16 protein-coding genes are annotated in these 15,159 nt (G+C 44.5%); 9 read left to right on the top strand and 7 right to left on the bottom strand.

The annotated features are described in order from the left end of the window. Window positions 1-301: 301 nt before the first annotated feature. Window positions 302-799, bottom strand: a complete 498-nt coding sequence (locus PMG71_RS14570) for an HNH endonuclease (protein ID WP_283754429.1) — start codon at window positions 797-799, stop codon at window positions 302-304. Window positions 800-1,013: 214 nt separating this feature from the next. Here PMG71_RS14570 and PMG71_RS14565 point away from each other — a divergent pair, with 214 nt between their 5' ends. Beyond that, a complete protein-coding gene (locus PMG71_RS14565) occupies window positions 1,014-2,372 on the top strand; it encodes a M10 family metallopeptidase C-terminal domain-containing protein (RefSeq protein ID WP_283754428.1) in 1,359 nt (452 codons plus the stop codon). Here the strand turns inward: PMG71_RS14565 and PMG71_RS14560 are convergent. From PMG71_RS14560 to PMG71_RS14550, 3 genes are all read right to left on the bottom strand, one after another. Then, on the bottom strand, window positions 2,362-3,150 hold the full coding sequence (locus PMG71_RS14560) for a DUF4058 family protein (protein WP_283754427.1): 789 nt from the start codon (window positions 3,148-3,150) through the stop codon (window positions 2,362-2,364). The two genes, PMG71_RS14565 and PMG71_RS14560, sit on opposite strands and share 11 nt — an antisense overlap. Window positions 3,151-3,173: 23 nt before the next feature. After that, window positions 3,174-3,509, bottom strand: a complete 336-nt coding sequence (locus PMG71_RS14555) for a DUF760 domain-containing protein (RefSeq protein ID WP_283754426.1) — start codon at window positions 3,507-3,509, stop codon at window positions 3,174-3,176. A gap of 176 nt (window positions 3,510-3,685) precedes the next feature. Then, complete coding sequence (locus PMG71_RS14550; protein WP_283754425.1) at window positions 3,686-4,195, bottom strand: pentapeptide repeat-containing protein; 510 nt, start codon at window positions 4,193-4,195, stop codon at window positions 3,686-3,688. A gap of 68 nt (window positions 4,196-4,263) precedes the next feature. Between PMG71_RS14550 and PMG71_RS14545 the strand changes: the two genes are divergently transcribed. Together PMG71_RS14545 and PMG71_RS14540 are read left to right on the top strand one after the other, a co-directional pair. Beyond that, complete coding sequence (locus PMG71_RS14545) at window positions 4,264-4,671, top strand: YraN family protein (RefSeq protein ID WP_283754424.1); 408 nt, start codon at window positions 4,264-4,266, stop codon at window positions 4,669-4,671. Window positions 4,672-4,767: 96 nt separating this feature from the next. Beyond that, a complete protein-coding gene (locus tag PMG71_RS14540; RefSeq protein ID WP_283754423.1) occupies window positions 4,768-5,019 on the top strand; it encodes a hypothetical protein in 252 nt (83 codons plus the stop codon). Between the two features lie 25 nt (window positions 5,020-5,044). Here PMG71_RS14540 and PMG71_RS14535 read toward each other — a convergent pair whose 3' ends face one another. After that, window positions 5,045-6,142, bottom strand: a complete 1,098-nt coding sequence (locus PMG71_RS14535) for a hybrid sensor histidine kinase/response regulator (RefSeq protein WP_283754422.1) — start codon at window positions 6,140-6,142, stop codon at window positions 5,045-5,047. Window positions 6,143-6,145: 3 nt separating this feature from the next. Then, on the bottom strand, window positions 6,146-11,938 hold the full coding sequence (locus tag PMG71_RS14530) for a PAS domain S-box protein (RefSeq protein WP_283754421.1): 5,793 nt from the start codon (window positions 11,936-11,938) through the stop codon (window positions 6,146-6,148). 337 nt (window positions 11,939-12,275) lie between these two features. On the opposite strand from PMG71_RS14530, the gene PMG71_RS14525 reads away from it, so the two are divergent. The 5 genes from PMG71_RS14525 to PMG71_RS14505 all read left to right on the top strand — a co-directional run bounded on the left by PMG71_RS14525 (window position 12,276) and on the right by PMG71_RS14505 (window position 13,925). Continuing rightward, complete coding sequence (locus PMG71_RS14525; RefSeq protein WP_283754420.1) at window positions 12,276-12,521, top strand: element excision factor XisH family protein; 246 nt, start codon at window positions 12,276-12,278, stop codon at window positions 12,519-12,521. Then, window positions 12,509-12,844, top strand: coding sequence for a XisI protein (locus PMG71_RS14520; RefSeq protein ID WP_283754419.1), 336 nt, complete (start codon window positions 12,509-12,511; stop codon window positions 12,842-12,844). The genes PMG71_RS14525 and PMG71_RS14520 overlap by 13 nt, the downstream gene beginning before the upstream one ends. A gap of 171 nt (window positions 12,845-13,015) precedes the next feature. Then, on the top strand, window positions 13,016-13,240 hold the full coding sequence (locus tag PMG71_RS14515; protein ID WP_283754418.1) for a hypothetical protein: 225 nt from the start codon (window positions 13,016-13,018) through the stop codon (window positions 13,238-13,240). A 32-nt stretch (window positions 13,241-13,272) separates the two neighbouring features. Next, a complete protein-coding gene (locus tag PMG71_RS14510; protein WP_283754417.1) occupies window positions 13,273-13,602 on the top strand; it encodes a DUF6883 domain-containing protein in 330 nt (109 codons plus the stop codon). Next, window positions 13,602-13,925: a DUF4926 domain-containing protein gene (locus PMG71_RS14505; RefSeq protein WP_283754416.1), complete on the top strand. Its 324-nt coding sequence runs from the start codon at window positions 13,602-13,604 to the stop codon at window positions 13,923-13,925. Before PMG71_RS14510 ends, PMG71_RS14505 begins: the two co-directional genes overlap by 1 nt. Here PMG71_RS14505 and PMG71_RS14500 read toward each other — a convergent pair. Then, entirely contained in the window at window positions 13,922-14,098 is a 177-nt protein-coding gene (locus PMG71_RS14500; protein ID WP_283754415.1) for a hypothetical protein, read from the bottom strand. The genes PMG71_RS14505 and PMG71_RS14500 overlap by 4 nt on opposite strands. Before the next feature lie 193 nt (window positions 14,099-14,291). Between PMG71_RS14500 and PMG71_RS14495 the strand changes: the two genes are divergently transcribed. Then, the coding region (locus PMG71_RS14495) for a tetratricopeptide repeat protein (protein ID WP_283754414.1) at window positions 14,292-15,159 on the top strand (868 nt) is incomplete at its 3' end.

The following is a 15,159-nucleotide window of genomic DNA, read 5'->3' as shown; positions in this document are numbered from 1 at the left end:
TCATTTAGCGGACATGATATCAAGTTCGCTTATTCATGTCCGCGAAGCGGAAATACCCTAATTAAAAATCCAGGGAGCGAGACGCTCCCACTCCAGTCATATCAAAGAATTCGAGGAGTGCGGGCATCTTGCCCGCTTCTTAACAAATTTTCATGTCCGCTTGCGGAAACCGGACTTGACATGATATAAAAATGCTGTCCTAATTTTCCCTTGCACCGCATCTTTAGGGGCGAACAGCCGATCGCCCCTACTCGGAAGATAACCCAGGGTTGAAAAAACCCCTGAAGATGAAGTCAGGGGTTTAAATGCCAATCACATATTTTTTCCATTCTTGATGTGTACCACTCGTTACATGCTTTTGCAGCTCGAAATAGAGACTGCTGTATGGCTTTCGCGGTGAATGGGATAAACTCATAAAGGCTTCTTCCGGAGTCCGGTTGCCTTTTCTGACATTACAGCGAACACAAGCTGTTACTAGATTTTCCCAAGTATCTCCTCCCCCACGCGATCGCGGAATTACATGATCGAGGGTTAAACCTTCTCCCTTATGGCCACAGTATTGACAAGAATGGGAGTCACGGTATAGTATATTTCTTCTGGTTAAAGGAATTTCCTTATAGGGAACTTGGATATAGTGCCGAAGTCGAATTACGGTTGGTAAGGGAAAACCAGGACACAACAACTTACCATTGTGTTCTACTTGTTCGGCTTTTCCCTTGAGCAACAAAATAACCGCCCGTCGCCAGGTAGCGATATTGAGCGGTTCGTAAGAGGCATTTAACACCAGAACCTTGCTCATGGATATAATAATTGCAAAAAGATTTCCCCATAGCCTAGCACATTGTTTTCTCTTCAGCATAAAATCCGTATCTTCCGGCGATCGCTGAGTTCCCACTCCCCTGAAGACAGCCCCTATAAAATTTTTAATACGGATACTATTTATGAGGTTTTGCGGATTCCCAGGAAGACTTTATGAAATCTATACTAAGGATTAAATAAAAATTTTGAACTCTATGTTAATTCATAACCCTACATTAGAGTCTCCATTGACTCCCGGATCGAGTATTGCTGGAACCCCCAATACTGACACCCTCATGGGCACTTCAAACCCCGATCGCATCCTGGCTGATGCTGGAGAGGATTGGATCGCTGGAAACCACGGATCAGATCAGATCAATGGTAATATGGGTAACGATCTGATCTATGGTGGCCAAGACTCCGATCTGCTCCATGGAGGTCAAGGAAATGATACACTCTATGGAGATCGAGGGGGCGATCGCCTCTCTGGAGACCTCGGTTCAGACCTCCTCATTGGTGGTGCAGGTCAAGACTTTTTTATCTTCAGCCAGCCCTCACCCGAACATCCTAGCCAAGCGGATTGGATACTCGACTTTGAAGACACCCAAGATCGGATTTACCTCACCGGCGGATTAACCTACGATCGCCTCAGCATTGCCTTCGGAACCGATAACCTAACCGGTACAACCCTCATTCTAGACATGCTCACCGGCCAAACCCTCGCCATTTTACCCGGCATTCATCCCAACCAACTCACCAGCGAAGACTTCATTAGCGATCCTCTCCCCTCCACCCTCACCCAAACCGCCCAATCCGATTCTCCCCTACTCCTAGCCGCTCCCCAAACCCCCAGCTCCTTTAACATCGAATTTGACTACCGATTCGATCGCAGTGGCTTTTTCAACGACCCCAACCGTCGCCAAATCCTAGAAACCGCCGCCTCCTTCTGGGAGCGCCATATTCTCGATGAATTCACCAATCTTGACCCCGGAACCCCCATTTACATCAAAAATCCCAGCACCGGAGGCACTCTATCCTTCAGCCTCGATCGCCCCATTGATGATATCCTCGTCTTTGTTGGTACAGCGCCCCTATCTTCTGATACGATCGCCCAAGCCGGGCCTAGTGCTGCTTGGACTGCCGATAGTAACCTGGATATTCGGTTTAACAGCAGCAACTTTGAACCTTGGACAGGTCACATCAGCTTTAATTCAACCACCAATTGGTTTATCGATCCCACCCCCCAAACCCATAACGATATTCCCCCAGGACAAGTCGATTTAATGACCGTTGCTACCCACGAACTGGGACATATTCTCGGTATTGGCAATACCCAAGCCTTTAACCAATGGATATCTGGTCAAACCTTCATGGGGCCCAATGCCCTAGTGATTACCGAAGGTTTAGGCGTTCCCTTGGCTGAGGATTTGTCCCATATTCAAGACCACTTTTTACCCAATGGCATCCCTGGCGATTCCTTACTCGATCCGATGATTCCTTCCGGTGTGCGACAAATGCCCACTCTTCTCGATTTAGCGCTCTTACAAGATATTGGCTATCAGATTATGCTCTAAGATTTTGCTCCCTTAACGCACTATCGAGCCAAACTCGATCGCTCTCCGACAATGGCGGTACAGGATCTTGTGCATAATCTAGGACTAGATCATAACTTCCTGTATCGTAGATATTATCTAACAATGTCTGTAAATCGATTAAGGGTTCCGTATCGCCAGACTTTAGGGGTAATGGAAAAGAAGGGATGCGATCGCGTAAATTAAATCCATACCAATCCGCTTGAGGGCGGCGATCGCCTCGACTGACCAAAATGCGATAATCCGTAGAATGCTTGCTATGATAAACCAGCATCGGTTCTCCCTTACGCAATAAATCAATCTCCACTAAATGCGTAGAACTGCTGAAAACTGTATTGCGCTTACTCTCGTATTGGTTGCGCCCTTTCCCAGAGCGCTTATTGGCTGGAGAGAGGATTTCAATTGCCGTTACCACTTCCTTTGTAGCGATCTCTCGAACCTCTAAATACCCTTGCTTGCGGATTTCCGGTACAGGCACATTAACCACTTGCGGTTGAGGTGGAGATGGGGCAACCGCAACACTCATCCTTGAGAGTTCTACCCTTTCCTGTGAACGTTGAACCGCTAAATCCGGTACACCAACGAGTAAACCTTGTCCCCCCATTGTTTCCACCATCCGCACCTCAACCGCAACTCTGTATTTAGGACGAAGTTGGGGGGACAGAAACCGAGCCAGTTCAGCAATCAGGTAGTGATGGACTCCCGGCCAAAGTTCGGGATGTTCCAGATAAGGGTTCATCCCTGGGAAGGGGGAAGGCATAAATAGTTCTCCTTGAGGACATTCTAGGACTCTTCATCATCCAAGTTAGCCAGATGATCTTCTAACCCCATGCGGGTTTCTGCTTTATGCAGAAAGTAACCCGTCATCATTGCCGAAGCCAACAAACGCCCCAACTGTTCGCGACTGGTGGTGATGCTCACCCCGAAATGATCGGGAGGCAAGTGTCCGAGCAGTCCGACAATATTGTGTTCCATGACGCTCAGGGCATCTTTAGACGGTTGCGAGAGATGATTAATGGCTTCAGAATCTAGAGAATACAGATATTGACCTAGGGCATTGTTGTCGTTAGCGAGTTGCTCGAAGAAATGGGCATGTTGGGAGGGTAGGTTATGATTCATGGTTTTAGATTGAATGAGAGGACTCTTTCTGTTGACCTGTTTTTACTGTAAACGACGGTTCTCAAAAGCCATTGGAGGTGAACCGAACTTAGGAAGCAGGGATTTTGCGAAAGTTGAACCCAAATACTGAAAAGGGTTAGCCTGCCCAGATAGGGCAGGGAGATGAATATATGGTTTTAGTCACAGTAAAGGGTATCGCGGGTGTTTTCTCCGGTGATGGGGTTGGTTCCTGTGGCGATCGCACATAGATATTCCTGAGCATCATCTCGGAGAATCACATCCGTAAAGTCTGCTCCCTCGATATTAGCATCTCTAAAACTGGCCAGTTGGGCAAAGGCCCCTTCAAAGAGAACATTTTTTAAGTTCGCCTTCCTAAAATTAGCTTCTCCAATGGTGGCATATCTGAGATCGGCTCCTTCTAAATCAGCTCTAATCAGTTTGGCTCCAAATAAACTTGCTCCCCGCAAGTCTGCCCCCACAAAGCTACTCTCGGTAAGATCAGCCTGATCGAATTGGGCTTCTTTAAGGTCTTTGCCGGAAAAATCAGCCCTTTTAAGGTCTACTTTTTCATAGTTTTGGGCAAAAGCGGGGGATAGGTTGCCGATGCTTCCGGTAAGGCTCAGACCGAGGATTAGGCATACACTCAAGCATAAAATCAGATAAGTAGGGATTTTTTTGAGGGTCATGATGATGGTAGTTTTAGGTGTTCAACAGCGATACCATCATCCTATGGGAAGGTGGAGACTGAAAAGAGGTGGCGATTAATCTGGGAATGCAAGGGGAAGAAGTCGTTGCCCAATGGTTGCACGAGCAAGGGGCAAAGATTTTGCACCGTCGCTGGCACTGTCGTTGGGGCGAGTTGGATATTATTGCCCAATGGGGACAAGAGTTGGTATTTGTGGAGGTGAAAACCCGCAGTGCTGGCAATTGGGATGGCAATGGGTTACTGGCAATCTCTTCTCGGAAACAGGAGAAATTGCGCTCTGCGGCGGCATTATTCCTGGCTGAGTCTGGGGAGTTTTCTGAGTGGGGATGTCGTTTTGATGTGGCGCTTGTGTATTGTGGCTCTTTGGGGGAGAGGGTGGAGAGGGCGATCGCACCACCGGTAATCTACCCTAATTTTCAGTTGGCGATCGTAGACTATCTTCAAGATGCATTTTAAGATTCAAACTTGTGTGATTTAACCCATTTCAAAGCCGGGTTAAAACTTCTATGATCAAAGGAATACCATACTGTACCCAATCATGAGGATCGGCCGATGTTGAAGTTCGTGATTTTATTCCTGGGAGCGTTTACCCTCATGCTCTGGACAGCTCTAGTCTCTAGTCCTGTCCAAGCCCAACCCCCTAGCGAACATACTGTTGTTTATAGCTGGGGATACGATCGCCTGGGAAGTCCTCAAAAAGTTTGCAAGCAGTTAGAGTCGTTTGTGACCTTAGATCCGCGCTATCCAGACAAACCTTCTTTGCATACCCATAGCCGCAGAGTTGATGAGCGCTATTGCTCCTAAATAGCCCATTCAAAGCCCAATCGTCTCAGAAAATACAGGGAAAGGTAACTGTAAAAATACTACCCTTCCCTTGTTCACTTTCCACTTTAATTTCTCCACCATGGAGATCGATTAAACGCTTCACAATCGAGAGTCCTAAACCCGTTCCGGGAATTTTGCCCACATTATCCGCTCGTTCAAACCGTTGAAAGAGTTTGTTTTGATACTCTAGAGGTAGTCCAATTCCGCGATCGCGAACCGCAAACTTAACGTCAGCATCGCTTTGGGTAACATCAAGATTCACCATTCCCCCCTCTGGAGAATACTTAATCGCATTCGAGAGTAAATTCGAGAGAATATGACGCAAAACCAAGGAATCCAGATTAATAATCCGGTTTTCTCCATAAACAGTCAGCTCTAAGTGATGTTGAGAAGAGGCAATCGATTTCACTTCATCAATCACCTCCTCACAAAACTCGATCACATTCATCGGTTCCGGATGAAACTCTAATTTTCCCGATTCAGTCCGACTTAAAGTCAGAATATCCTCAAGCAACTGCTGCATATGTTGCGCTGCGGTTTGAATCCGTTTCAAATGCTTCTCTTTCTTATCTTCCGTTAGCTTATTACCATAACGTTGTAACATGCCCGCCGACATTTGAATTGCCGTCAAAGGCGTTCTTAAATCATGGGAAGCCAGAGAGATATATTCCGTTTTTTCCTGACTTCTATATTCTGCCTGAGCTAAAGAAGATTCTATATTCAAATTTTCCTGATGTTTTTTTAAAGCCATCTTAATCGTCGCATGAACTTCCCGTTCCTTAAACGGCTTCAGTAAATAGCCATAAGACCCCGTTTCTTCCGCTCTTGCTAAAGTCTGATCGTCCGCATAAGCCGTTACATAAATAACAGGAATATTATATCTTTCTCTAATTTTTTCTGTCGTTTCAATGCCATCCATATCCCCTTTAATTACAATATCCATTAAAATCAGATCCGGGTCAACCTCTTCAATTCGGTCAAGAGCTGCTTGTCCAGAAGAAACAATTCCCACCACTTCATAGGCTAATTTTTCTAATTTACGGGCTAATCCTTTGGCAATCAGCAACTCATCCTCAACAATTAAAATTTTGACAGCAGACATAAGTTATACCCTCTGACGATACTTTAACTCTGAAAATCGTAATTCAAACGTTGTGCCATGATCTCTCAACAATGTAATCTCACCTTCTAATTGTTCCGTTAGGGTACAAACTAATTCCATGCCCAAAGAATCAACCTGGCGAAAATCTAAATTTTCTGGGAATCCAACTCCATTATCCGCTACTTTGACCATAATTTGATCGTCATCTTGCTGATGCATGATAATTTTCACATTTCCTTGTCTCCCTTCAGGAAACGCATGTTTTAAGGTATTAGATAATAACTCATTGACAATTAAGCCACAGGGATGAGCCGTTTCTATATTTAACAGAACCGGTTCAATATCTAAATCAAAAGTTACTCGGTTCTCTTCTAGATTATAGGATTCAAACAAGTTTTGAACCAAATCCTCTAAATATTCACCAAAATTAATCGTATCTAAGGTCATAGAGCGATAGAGCTTTTCATGGATCAGAGCCATCGAATAAATACGATTACGACTATCTTCTAAAACCTTAATCAAACTAGCATCGCTGACATAATCCGCTTGAAATTCTAATAAATTAGAAACAACTAATAAATTATTTTTGACCCGATGATGAATTTCTTTCAACAAAATTTCTTTTTCTTGTAAAGAAGTTACCAACCGACTTTCCGCTTGTTTGCGATCGCTAATATCTCGATACATCCAGAGATGACCGCGATCGATTGAATCAATAAAGATTGGCACATAACTTTGCTCTAGTATACGACCATCTGCTAACTCAATTTCTTGGTTGGTGACAATTTTCTTATTTGCTAAAATTTCTTGATGTTGCTGACTGATTTTTATCGGATTATCAAATAAGGCTGAAAATTCATCCCCAATATTTCCCCATTCTTTACCAATTAAACGGTTAGAACAATTTCTGATCTTAAAAATTTCGCAAAACGATTGATTGACCAAAGCGACTCTATTGTGTTCATCTTTAACTAAAACTCCCAATTGTAAATTGGAAATCAAGCTAATTAATCTAGAGGTCGTTTCTTGTAGTTTTTCTTCGATTCGTTTGCGATCTGTAATATCAATCCAATAGCCAATAATTTCTAGAGGATTTCCTTGTTCATCCCGGACTAAATTGAGTTGATCGTAAATCCAGATATAGCTACCATTTTTATGTAAAAAACGATATTCATGACTATAAGAACCCTGTTCAAATAAAGTTTGTAATCCGAACTTAGAAATTTTGACTTTATCCTCCGGATGGACATGATTCCACCAAAAATTATCCTCAAACATTTCCAGTAATTCATAACCAATTAAATCATAAGCATTGTCACTAACAAAAGTGAGTTCAAATGTATTATGGGCGCGAAAACTGTATAATATTCCAGGACTAGAAGAGAGTAAATATTGAATTCTTTGTTGACTCATTAACAAGGCTCTTTCGGCCACAATTCTCTCTTTCAGTTCTCTTTGCAGTTGCTGATAATATTCTGATTGTTGAATGGCGATCGCTAATTGAGAAGCAATTTGTTTTAACAACTCAATTTCTTCGCTTTTCCAATCTCTAGGCTGATGGCATTGATGGACAATTAATAATCCCCAAAGTAATTGATTTTGAACAATGGGAACTACGATTTTACTTTTGACTTCAAATTGCTGTAAAAATTCAACCAAGCAAGGACGAATATCCGCTCGATCGACATTAGATATGGCATAGATTTTGCCAGCAATATATTCATCATAGCATTCTGTCGGAAAGATTTCTTCTGGGAATTTTTGATCTAAGGTACGAGTCCAACCAGGATTAACGGCTTCAGCAATGACTTGTCCTGTATCATTGGGTAAGACTCTATAGACTAATACACGATCTGAGAGTAAAAGTTGTTTAACTTCTTGGACTGTAGTTCTGAGGATTTCTTGCAGATCTAAGGATTCACGAATACGTTGAGTAATCATGCTAAATAGTTCTTCACGCTTGACTTTTTCAAGTAAGCGTTCTTCTGCTACTTTGATTTCAGTAATGTTATTTTGAATGCCTAGATAGTGGGTTAAAATCCCCCGATCGTCATGAATGGGAGAAAGGGTGACTCGGTTCCAAAATAAGGTTCCATCTTTACGATAGTTTCGCAAAACAACTGTACAACTTTCTTGATTTTTTAAGGCATTACGAATAATTTTAAGTTCATCTTGATGGCGATCTTGACCTTGCAGAATCCGACAATTCTTACCAATAATATCTTGTGGAGAATATCCCGTAACTCGCTCAAAGGCAGGATTGACGGAAATGACGGGAAAATCGGGCTGTTTGGCATCGACAATGACGATCCCATTGCTACTGGCAGAAATGGCTCGTTCGCTCAAGCGTAGTTGTTCTTCGACTTGTTTGCGTTGGGTAATATCGGAAGCTGCACCTAAAATTTGTATGGGTTTTCCCTGGGGGTTGCGAGTAAAAATGATATCTCGACTGACGAACCAATGCCATTGATCTTGGCGATCGCGCATTCGGTATTCGATTTCCCGAATTTCTGTATCACTAGCATCAGTCAAGCTTTGATGAAACTGGGCAACTTTGGGTCGATCTTCTGGATGCATGAGTTGCTCAAATAGGGTATTCCCCATATTCTGAATCTCAGAGGGACTATACCCTAAGACTAAAGCAATATTTTTGTTGGCATAAATATTTTGTTGCTTTTCTATATCATAAATATATAAAATGTTCGGACTCGCATCAGCAATTCTCTGAATAAATCGCTCGCTTTCTTGCAGAGCTAACTCAGCTTTTTTGCGATGGGTAATATCTAAGGCAGCACAAGTGACTCCAATGACTTCCTGATCTAAATTTAATAAGGGATCAACGGTGACATCGTAGCACTTCAATTCCCCGCGATCGGTGATGATAACTTCTTCTCTGCGGCTGATCTGTTCCTCTAAAACTTGTTTTTTAATGTCGTCTAATGTTTGAGCATCTTCTGGAGAAAATAAATCAGTATCGGATTTACCGATTACGGCTTCGGCTTGATAACCGAGAGCGGGGTTATAAATCCAGGTATATCGTAATTCTAAGTCTTGGTTAAAAACAATAATGGGGGAATTTTTGAGGGCAATTCTAAATCGTTCTTCGGCATACCGGAGGGCTTGATTGGCGGCTTCTAAGTCTGCCGTGCGTTGAGCGACTTGATCTTCTAGGGTTTGATTGAGATATTTAAGGGCTTCTTCCGCTTGCTTGCGATCGCTAATATCCGTAATACTGCCCACATAACCCATAATGTTGCCCTCCTCATCCACATCGGCAACCGTCTGACCTACCACCCAAACCACTGTTCCATCAGCATGTTGAAAGCGATACTCAGCAGAAAAGGGACGATGCTCCTGGACGGCTTCATGCCATTCCTGCATCACCCGCTCTGAATCTTGTGGATGGAGGGTTTGAGACCAACCTTCCACGATCGCATCTTGGGGTAATAGACCAGTCATCTCGCACCAGCGCTGATTAACATATAAACATCGACCTTGACTATCGGTCTGAAAGATACCCACGGGAGAGGCACTGGCTAAAGTTAAGTACCGTTGTTGACTTTTTTTCAAGGCGGTTTCTATCTCTCGCCGCTCTGTAATATCTCGACCGACGGCGTAAAAATAGGGTTCATCGGCAGGCATAGCAGTCCAGGCAATCCATCGATACGAACCATCTTGAGTGCGATACCGATGTTCAAAGTTGACTGTGGGAACACTAGAAGCCAATTCTTGCACTTGAGCTTGGGTAGCGGCTAAGTCATGGGGATGGACAAAATCGAATAAGTTACTCGATTGTAAGTATTTTGGACTATACCCCAATAGGGCTTGAAAACGGGGATTGATGCGCTTAAAAGAACCGTCAAACCCGATAATACAAAAGAGATCGAGGGAGAGGTTAAAAAACTGGTTTAATTCTTCGGTGAGTCGGTGTCGGTCGAGAACAGAGGCTAATAAATGGGCGATCGCCTCTAAAAATTGCACTTCATCGGGGCTAAAATGACGATGCTCTCTGGTATGCACCCCCAGAACCCCAAAGGGTTGTCCTAAACCAGGAATAATCGTAGTTATGCCACTGACGACGCGCCCTTGATTATGCAATACTGAGCCGCGAAACCGAGTTTCTAACCGTAGGTCATCAACGACGACCGTTCGACCACACCATAAGGTATAACCCGGTTGGGTATTTTGGGTGGCACTGAGGGTAATCTGGTGCAGGGAATGCTGAAGATGGCGATGATGAATGGAGTTAAACCCGTAAGCGGCTTTAATTTGAAAAGCGGCTTGATTGGGCAAGAGTTCCAGCAGCTCTACATAGTCTACCCGCAGAGTTTTCGCGATCTCGTCTACAATTTTGTTCATGAGTTCCTGGAGATCTGGGGTGGCGATCGCATATTGGCTGAGATCCGTTAAGGTTTTTTGCTGGCGATCGCGCCATTGAAGCTGAATTTGAGCTTCCTGTCGTTGGCTTAAATTAATACCGGTAATAATCACATGGGTAATCATTCCCCGATCGCGAAACACTTGGTTCGACCATTCAATCTGGTATTTTCCACGGTTTGGGATTGCCCAATGGCATCGAGAAGGCTCGGTTGATTCGCCTCGGAGTGCTTGTTGCATCACTCGTTTAATCTGAGCTTGCTGGGCGATCGGAATCATAAATTCCCAAAATCGCTGACCTTGAGCCTGTTTTTCTCCCACAGCACTGAGGTTTTGACAAGCTCGATTAAAGTTAATGATTTCACCCTGACGATTCACCACCACCACTAAGGCATCAACTGCATTCAGAATGGCTTGGGTAAAATTTCTTTCTTGTTCTAAAGCATACTGAATCCATTGCTGTTCTCTGCGTTGGGTGGAGAGATCTTGAAAGGGTAAATTTTGTTTTAAGGCGATCGCCAATTCTTCCGCTTCTTGTTTGAGCAATGCTTCATCTGCTCTAGACCAATTTCGAGCCGCGATCGCCTGTTGTGCTGTCAGCAGTCCCCATAAATGATCCTCTTGGACAATGGGAACCACCAAGTTCGCTCTCACCTGAATTTTGCGTAATAAGTCCACATGACAAGGAGTCAGCTCTCCCGACTCAATATCAGCAGTGACTTGAGTGCGTCCATGTTGATAGGCCTTAAACAGATCTTCACCAAAATGAGGATCGGTAATCTTTTTACCGCATAAGGAGCGGTAGGAGGGATGCACCGCTTCGGCAATCACCGTGCCACCACCATCGGGTTCAAAGCGATAAATTAATACCCGATCGCACCTTAAACCCTGATGAATTTCCTGAACGGTGCGATTGAGAAGGGTCTGAAAGTCAATATTGTAGCCATCATCAGGGTTTTTCTTTGTCTCTTGAAGCTGCGCTAAACTAGAGTAAACGGCGATCGCATCGAGACTTTGTAAACTTTGTTGCAGTTGATGGGCACAAACTACGCCCATAATATTCTGTTTGCGATCGAGAATTGGCAAATACTGAAGCTGTTGCTCCACCATCACCTTCGCCACGACCAACAGATCTAAATCCGGTTCCCAAGTTAAACTGACCTTCTGGGGAGTCATCACCCGCTCAACCGGTACAGTTCCCCATTGCTGAAGATCGCTTTGTAGGCGATCGCAATCCGATGCCGTAATCACCCCTAAAACCCCTTGCTTGTGGCTCACCAGCAAATAAGGATGGGGCCCTTGGCGATCCCAACCGGCGATCGCCTCCTCCACAGTTAGATCCGGTGCAATGACCATCGGATAGCGATCCAGAACACTATCTAGACTCGGCAGTTGAAAAGAGACAGAAACAAAGGACATAATTCACATGCCAGAACAGTTCCAGCCAAAAGCCTGACCCATAGCAGTAGAGAGTAAATAGCGATTTAGGAACTTCACCACCCACTCCTATTGGACTATGGTACTTACTCCATCATAGCCCCGAATACTGCTTCTGATTTCCAGCACTCCAAAGCCGGGTGTCTGGCCTATCTTGTCCTCTTGAATGCTGCCCATCCTTAGATTATCCTAGACATGATGGAGAATACCCGCACAGGCTCTGATGATGCTTACCCTAGAAATGGCGATCGCCAAAATCCGAGCATTTCCCCCCGAACAACAGCATCAAGTGATTGAATCCTGGAGCAGAGAAGATTAAATGGCACGGGATAAATTTCACTATGCGGTTAGGCGAGGATTGGAAAAGCAGGAATGGGAGATTACTCACGATCCATTAGTATTAGAGGAGGTTGAACCAGAACGAACACTTTATTTAGCCATTCCTTCGGTAGCTTATGATTCATTTTTCTGGCGAGATTTGCCGAAATTATCTATTCAAAGATACGATCTAAAGTTAATTGTCTATGAACCAGAAGAGGAGATAATTATACAATGGATAAACTAGAGAAATATCGTCAAATTGTTCAGGATTTATTGACGGAATATGTCGGCGATAATATCTTAGGTGGAGTTATTGAATCGACAACAGTATTCGATCTGAAATACGATCGCTATCTGTTGGTTGATTTTGGTTGGAATGGGCAACGGAGAATCTATAATTGTCTGATTCACTTAGAAATTCGCGCCGGGAAAATCTGGATTCAGCGCAATCAAACCGACTGTTCTTTAACCGATGAGTTGTTAGACAAAGGCGTGATTAAGGAGGATATTGTTTTGGGACTCCAACCCCCTAATCTACGGAAATATACAGGTTGTGGGTTAGGTTAGGTCTCTGGAGGAACGAAATAAACCGGGTTTCTGCTAGGCAGAAGGATCTTGCACTAAACTAGCGATCGCTCCCCCCATTCCCCCATCCCCCTATCCCCCCATCCTCTTGAATGCTGCCCATCCTTAGATTATCCTAGACATGATGGAGAATCCCCGCACAGGCTCTGAATTATGCTTACCCTAGAAATGGCGATCGCCAAAATCCGAGCATTTCCCCCCGAACAACAGCATCAAGTGATTGAATTCATTGAACGCTTGGAAAGGCGATCGCACCAACCCCCCGAAAACACCAGCCCCGATCCTAGCTCAGACAAAGAGCAAGCCTTTTTTGAACTGGCTGGCCTGTGGGAAAATAATGAGATAACCCCTGAATCCTTGCGTCTACAAGCCTGGTAATGCATGATAATCAAAACCAACGAGAATAAAATATGGTTTTCTTACCAGAAGACTCTATTATTAACCCATCAAAACTCACCCAATATTTACTCGTCCAACTTCCTAAAGATGATAAATCTAAATTCCTAGCCCAGGCAGGATATACATTAGAGAACTGGCAACAACTCGAACAAGATTTAAGAACCCAAGTCCTCACTCAACCTGCTGAACCCATCGAAACTACTCCCTATGGTCAAAAATATATCATTCGGGCAACATTGCGAGGTCAGAATGGCATTGAACTCAAAACCTTAACCATATGGATGACCAATAATAATGGAACCCGATTTGTAACCCTAGTCCCCGACAAAGGAGAAAATTAATGAAAACTCAACATCCTTTATTTTCCCAAGTTGCCCTCACTGAAGACTTGCCCCAATATCAGCTAAAACAAGGCGATACTGCCACCATTGTTGAATATTATCCCATGCCAGAGTCCCAAGAAGATGGGTATAGTTTAGAAGGGTTTGATGTTCCGGAAATCACCATTGAAGTGAGGGCTTCACAGATTATACTCTTGAGTGACTATTTGAGAGAAGAAGCGATTTTAAGTAAATTTCGCAATCTGTCAGAACAGCGACAACAACAACTAGAAGAATACCTTGATTTTCTTTTGCAAAAAGACCAAACGACTCCGGTGAGTTAAGACGTGCGATCGCCAATTCCCAGATAAGTGTCATAAACGCGATCGCCTCCCATCTTACTCTCTCCTTGCGATCGCTCCCAACAAGAAACTGGGTTTCTGACCAACTTGCGGACACCAACGAAAAGCCAGTAGGGTGCGTTAGCGACAGCGTAACGCACCAATTGCTGAGGCAAAAGAAACCGGGTTTCTGACCAACTTGCCGACACCAACGAAAAGAGGCGCGAGAAACCCGGTTTCTAAGACCCAATAAGTCCCTCTCCCGTGGGAGAGGGATTTAGGGAGAGGGCAAATTACGCTACACTCAAGCTATCGCCCCCAATTGTTAATTGTTCATTAGACCTGGAGGGGGGAGAAGGAGGAGCAAACGTGACCGAGCAAGAGTATTTAAGTTTTCTGATGGAAGTATTGCAAGCCACAGCAGAGAGCAACGGAGATGCAGCAGTCGTTCATCCCCTCTTGCAACAGAACTTAGAGAAATTAGACTTAAACTTGGCCCAGATCTTGAAAGCTTGGCATACAGAAAGACTAGAAACCGCAACTTTCTCAGATCGGGAATTTATTGCCAATGTTCTCTATAACTTTAATCTGATCGTCTCTAGCTTTCGGTATGGCAGCAGAGCCAACACTATCGAAATTGCCATCGCTTGTCTAGAGATAAACTTACTCGTCTTTACTCGCGAAGATGCTCCAGAGGATTGGGCAAGAGTACAAAATAGTTTAGGAACTGACTACTGCGATCGCCTGCGGGGAGAGCCTGCGGAGAACCTGGAGCGGGCGATCGCCTGTTATCAAGCGGCTTTAGAAGTGTATACCCCCAGCGCCTATGCTGAAGATTGGGCAATGACCCAAAATAACTTGGGAACTGCTTACAGTGATCGCCTGCGGGGAGAGCGTGCGGAGAACCTGGAGCGGGCGATCGCCTGTTATCAAGCGGCTTTAGAAGTGTATACCCCCAGCGCCTATGCTGAAAAATGGGCAATGACCCAAAATAACTTGGGAAATGCTTACAGCGATCGCCTGCGGGGAGAGCGTGCGGAGAACCTAGAGCGGGCGATCGCCTGTTATGAAGCCGCTTTAGAAGTGAGAACCCGCAGCGCCTATGCTGAAAATTGGGCAATGACCCAAAATAACTTGGGACTTGCTTACAGGAATCGCCTGCGGGGAGAGCGTGCCGAGAACATCGAGCGGGCGATCGCCTGTTATGAAGCCGCTTTAGAAGTGAGAACCCGCAGCG

The organism is Roseofilum acuticapitatum BLCC-M154 (assembly GCF_030068475.1).
Classification (GTDB): domain Bacteria; phylum Cyanobacteriota; class Cyanobacteriia; order Cyanobacteriales; family Desertifilaceae; genus Roseofilum; species Roseofilum acuticapitatum.
This window is presented reverse-complemented; position numbering and strand designations above follow the sequence as displayed.

Bases quoted from the DNA above. Each gene is read 5' to 3' on its own strand.
- PMG71_RS14570 (WP_283754429.1), bottom strand. From the start codon at position 799: ATGAGCAAGGTTCTGGTGTTAAATGCCTCTTACGAACCGCTCAATATC.
- PMG71_RS14565 (WP_283754428.1), top strand. From the start codon at position 1,014: ATGTTAATTCATAACCCTACATTAGAGTCTCCATTGACTCCCGGATCG.
- PMG71_RS14560 (WP_283754427.1), bottom strand. From the start codon at position 3,150: ATGCCTTCCCCCTTCCCAGGGATGAACCCTTATCTGGAACATCCCGAA.
- PMG71_RS14555 (WP_283754426.1), bottom strand. From the start codon at position 3,509: ATGAATCATAACCTACCCTCCCAACATGCCCATTTCTTCGAGCAACTC.
- PMG71_RS14550 (WP_283754425.1), bottom strand. From the start codon at position 4,195: ATGACCCTCAAAAAAATCCCTACTTATCTGATTTTATGCTTGAGTGTA.
- PMG71_RS14540 (WP_283754423.1), top strand. From the start codon at position 4,768: ATGTTGAAGTTCGTGATTTTATTCCTGGGAGCGTTTACCCTCATGCTC.
- PMG71_RS14535 (WP_283754422.1), bottom strand. From the start codon at position 6,142: ATGTCTGCTGTCAAAATTTTAATTGTTGAGGATGAGTTGCTGATTGCC.
- PMG71_RS14530 (WP_283754421.1), bottom strand. From the start codon at position 11,938: ATGTCCTTTGTTTCTGTCTCTTTTCAACTGCCGAGTCTAGATAGTGTT.
- PMG71_RS14525 (WP_283754420.1), top strand. From the start codon at position 12,276: ATGGCACGGGATAAATTTCACTATGCGGTTAGGCGAGGATTGGAAAAG.
- PMG71_RS14520 (WP_283754419.1), top strand. From the start codon at position 12,509: ATGGATAAACTAGAGAAATATCGTCAAATTGTTCAGGATTTATTGACG.
- PMG71_RS14515 (WP_283754418.1), top strand. From the start codon at position 13,016: ATGCTTACCCTAGAAATGGCGATCGCCAAAATCCGAGCATTTCCCCCC.
- PMG71_RS14510 (WP_283754417.1), top strand. From the start codon at position 13,273: ATGGTTTTCTTACCAGAAGACTCTATTATTAACCCATCAAAACTCACC.
- PMG71_RS14505 (WP_283754416.1), top strand. From the start codon at position 13,602: ATGAAAACTCAACATCCTTTATTTTCCCAAGTTGCCCTCACTGAAGAC.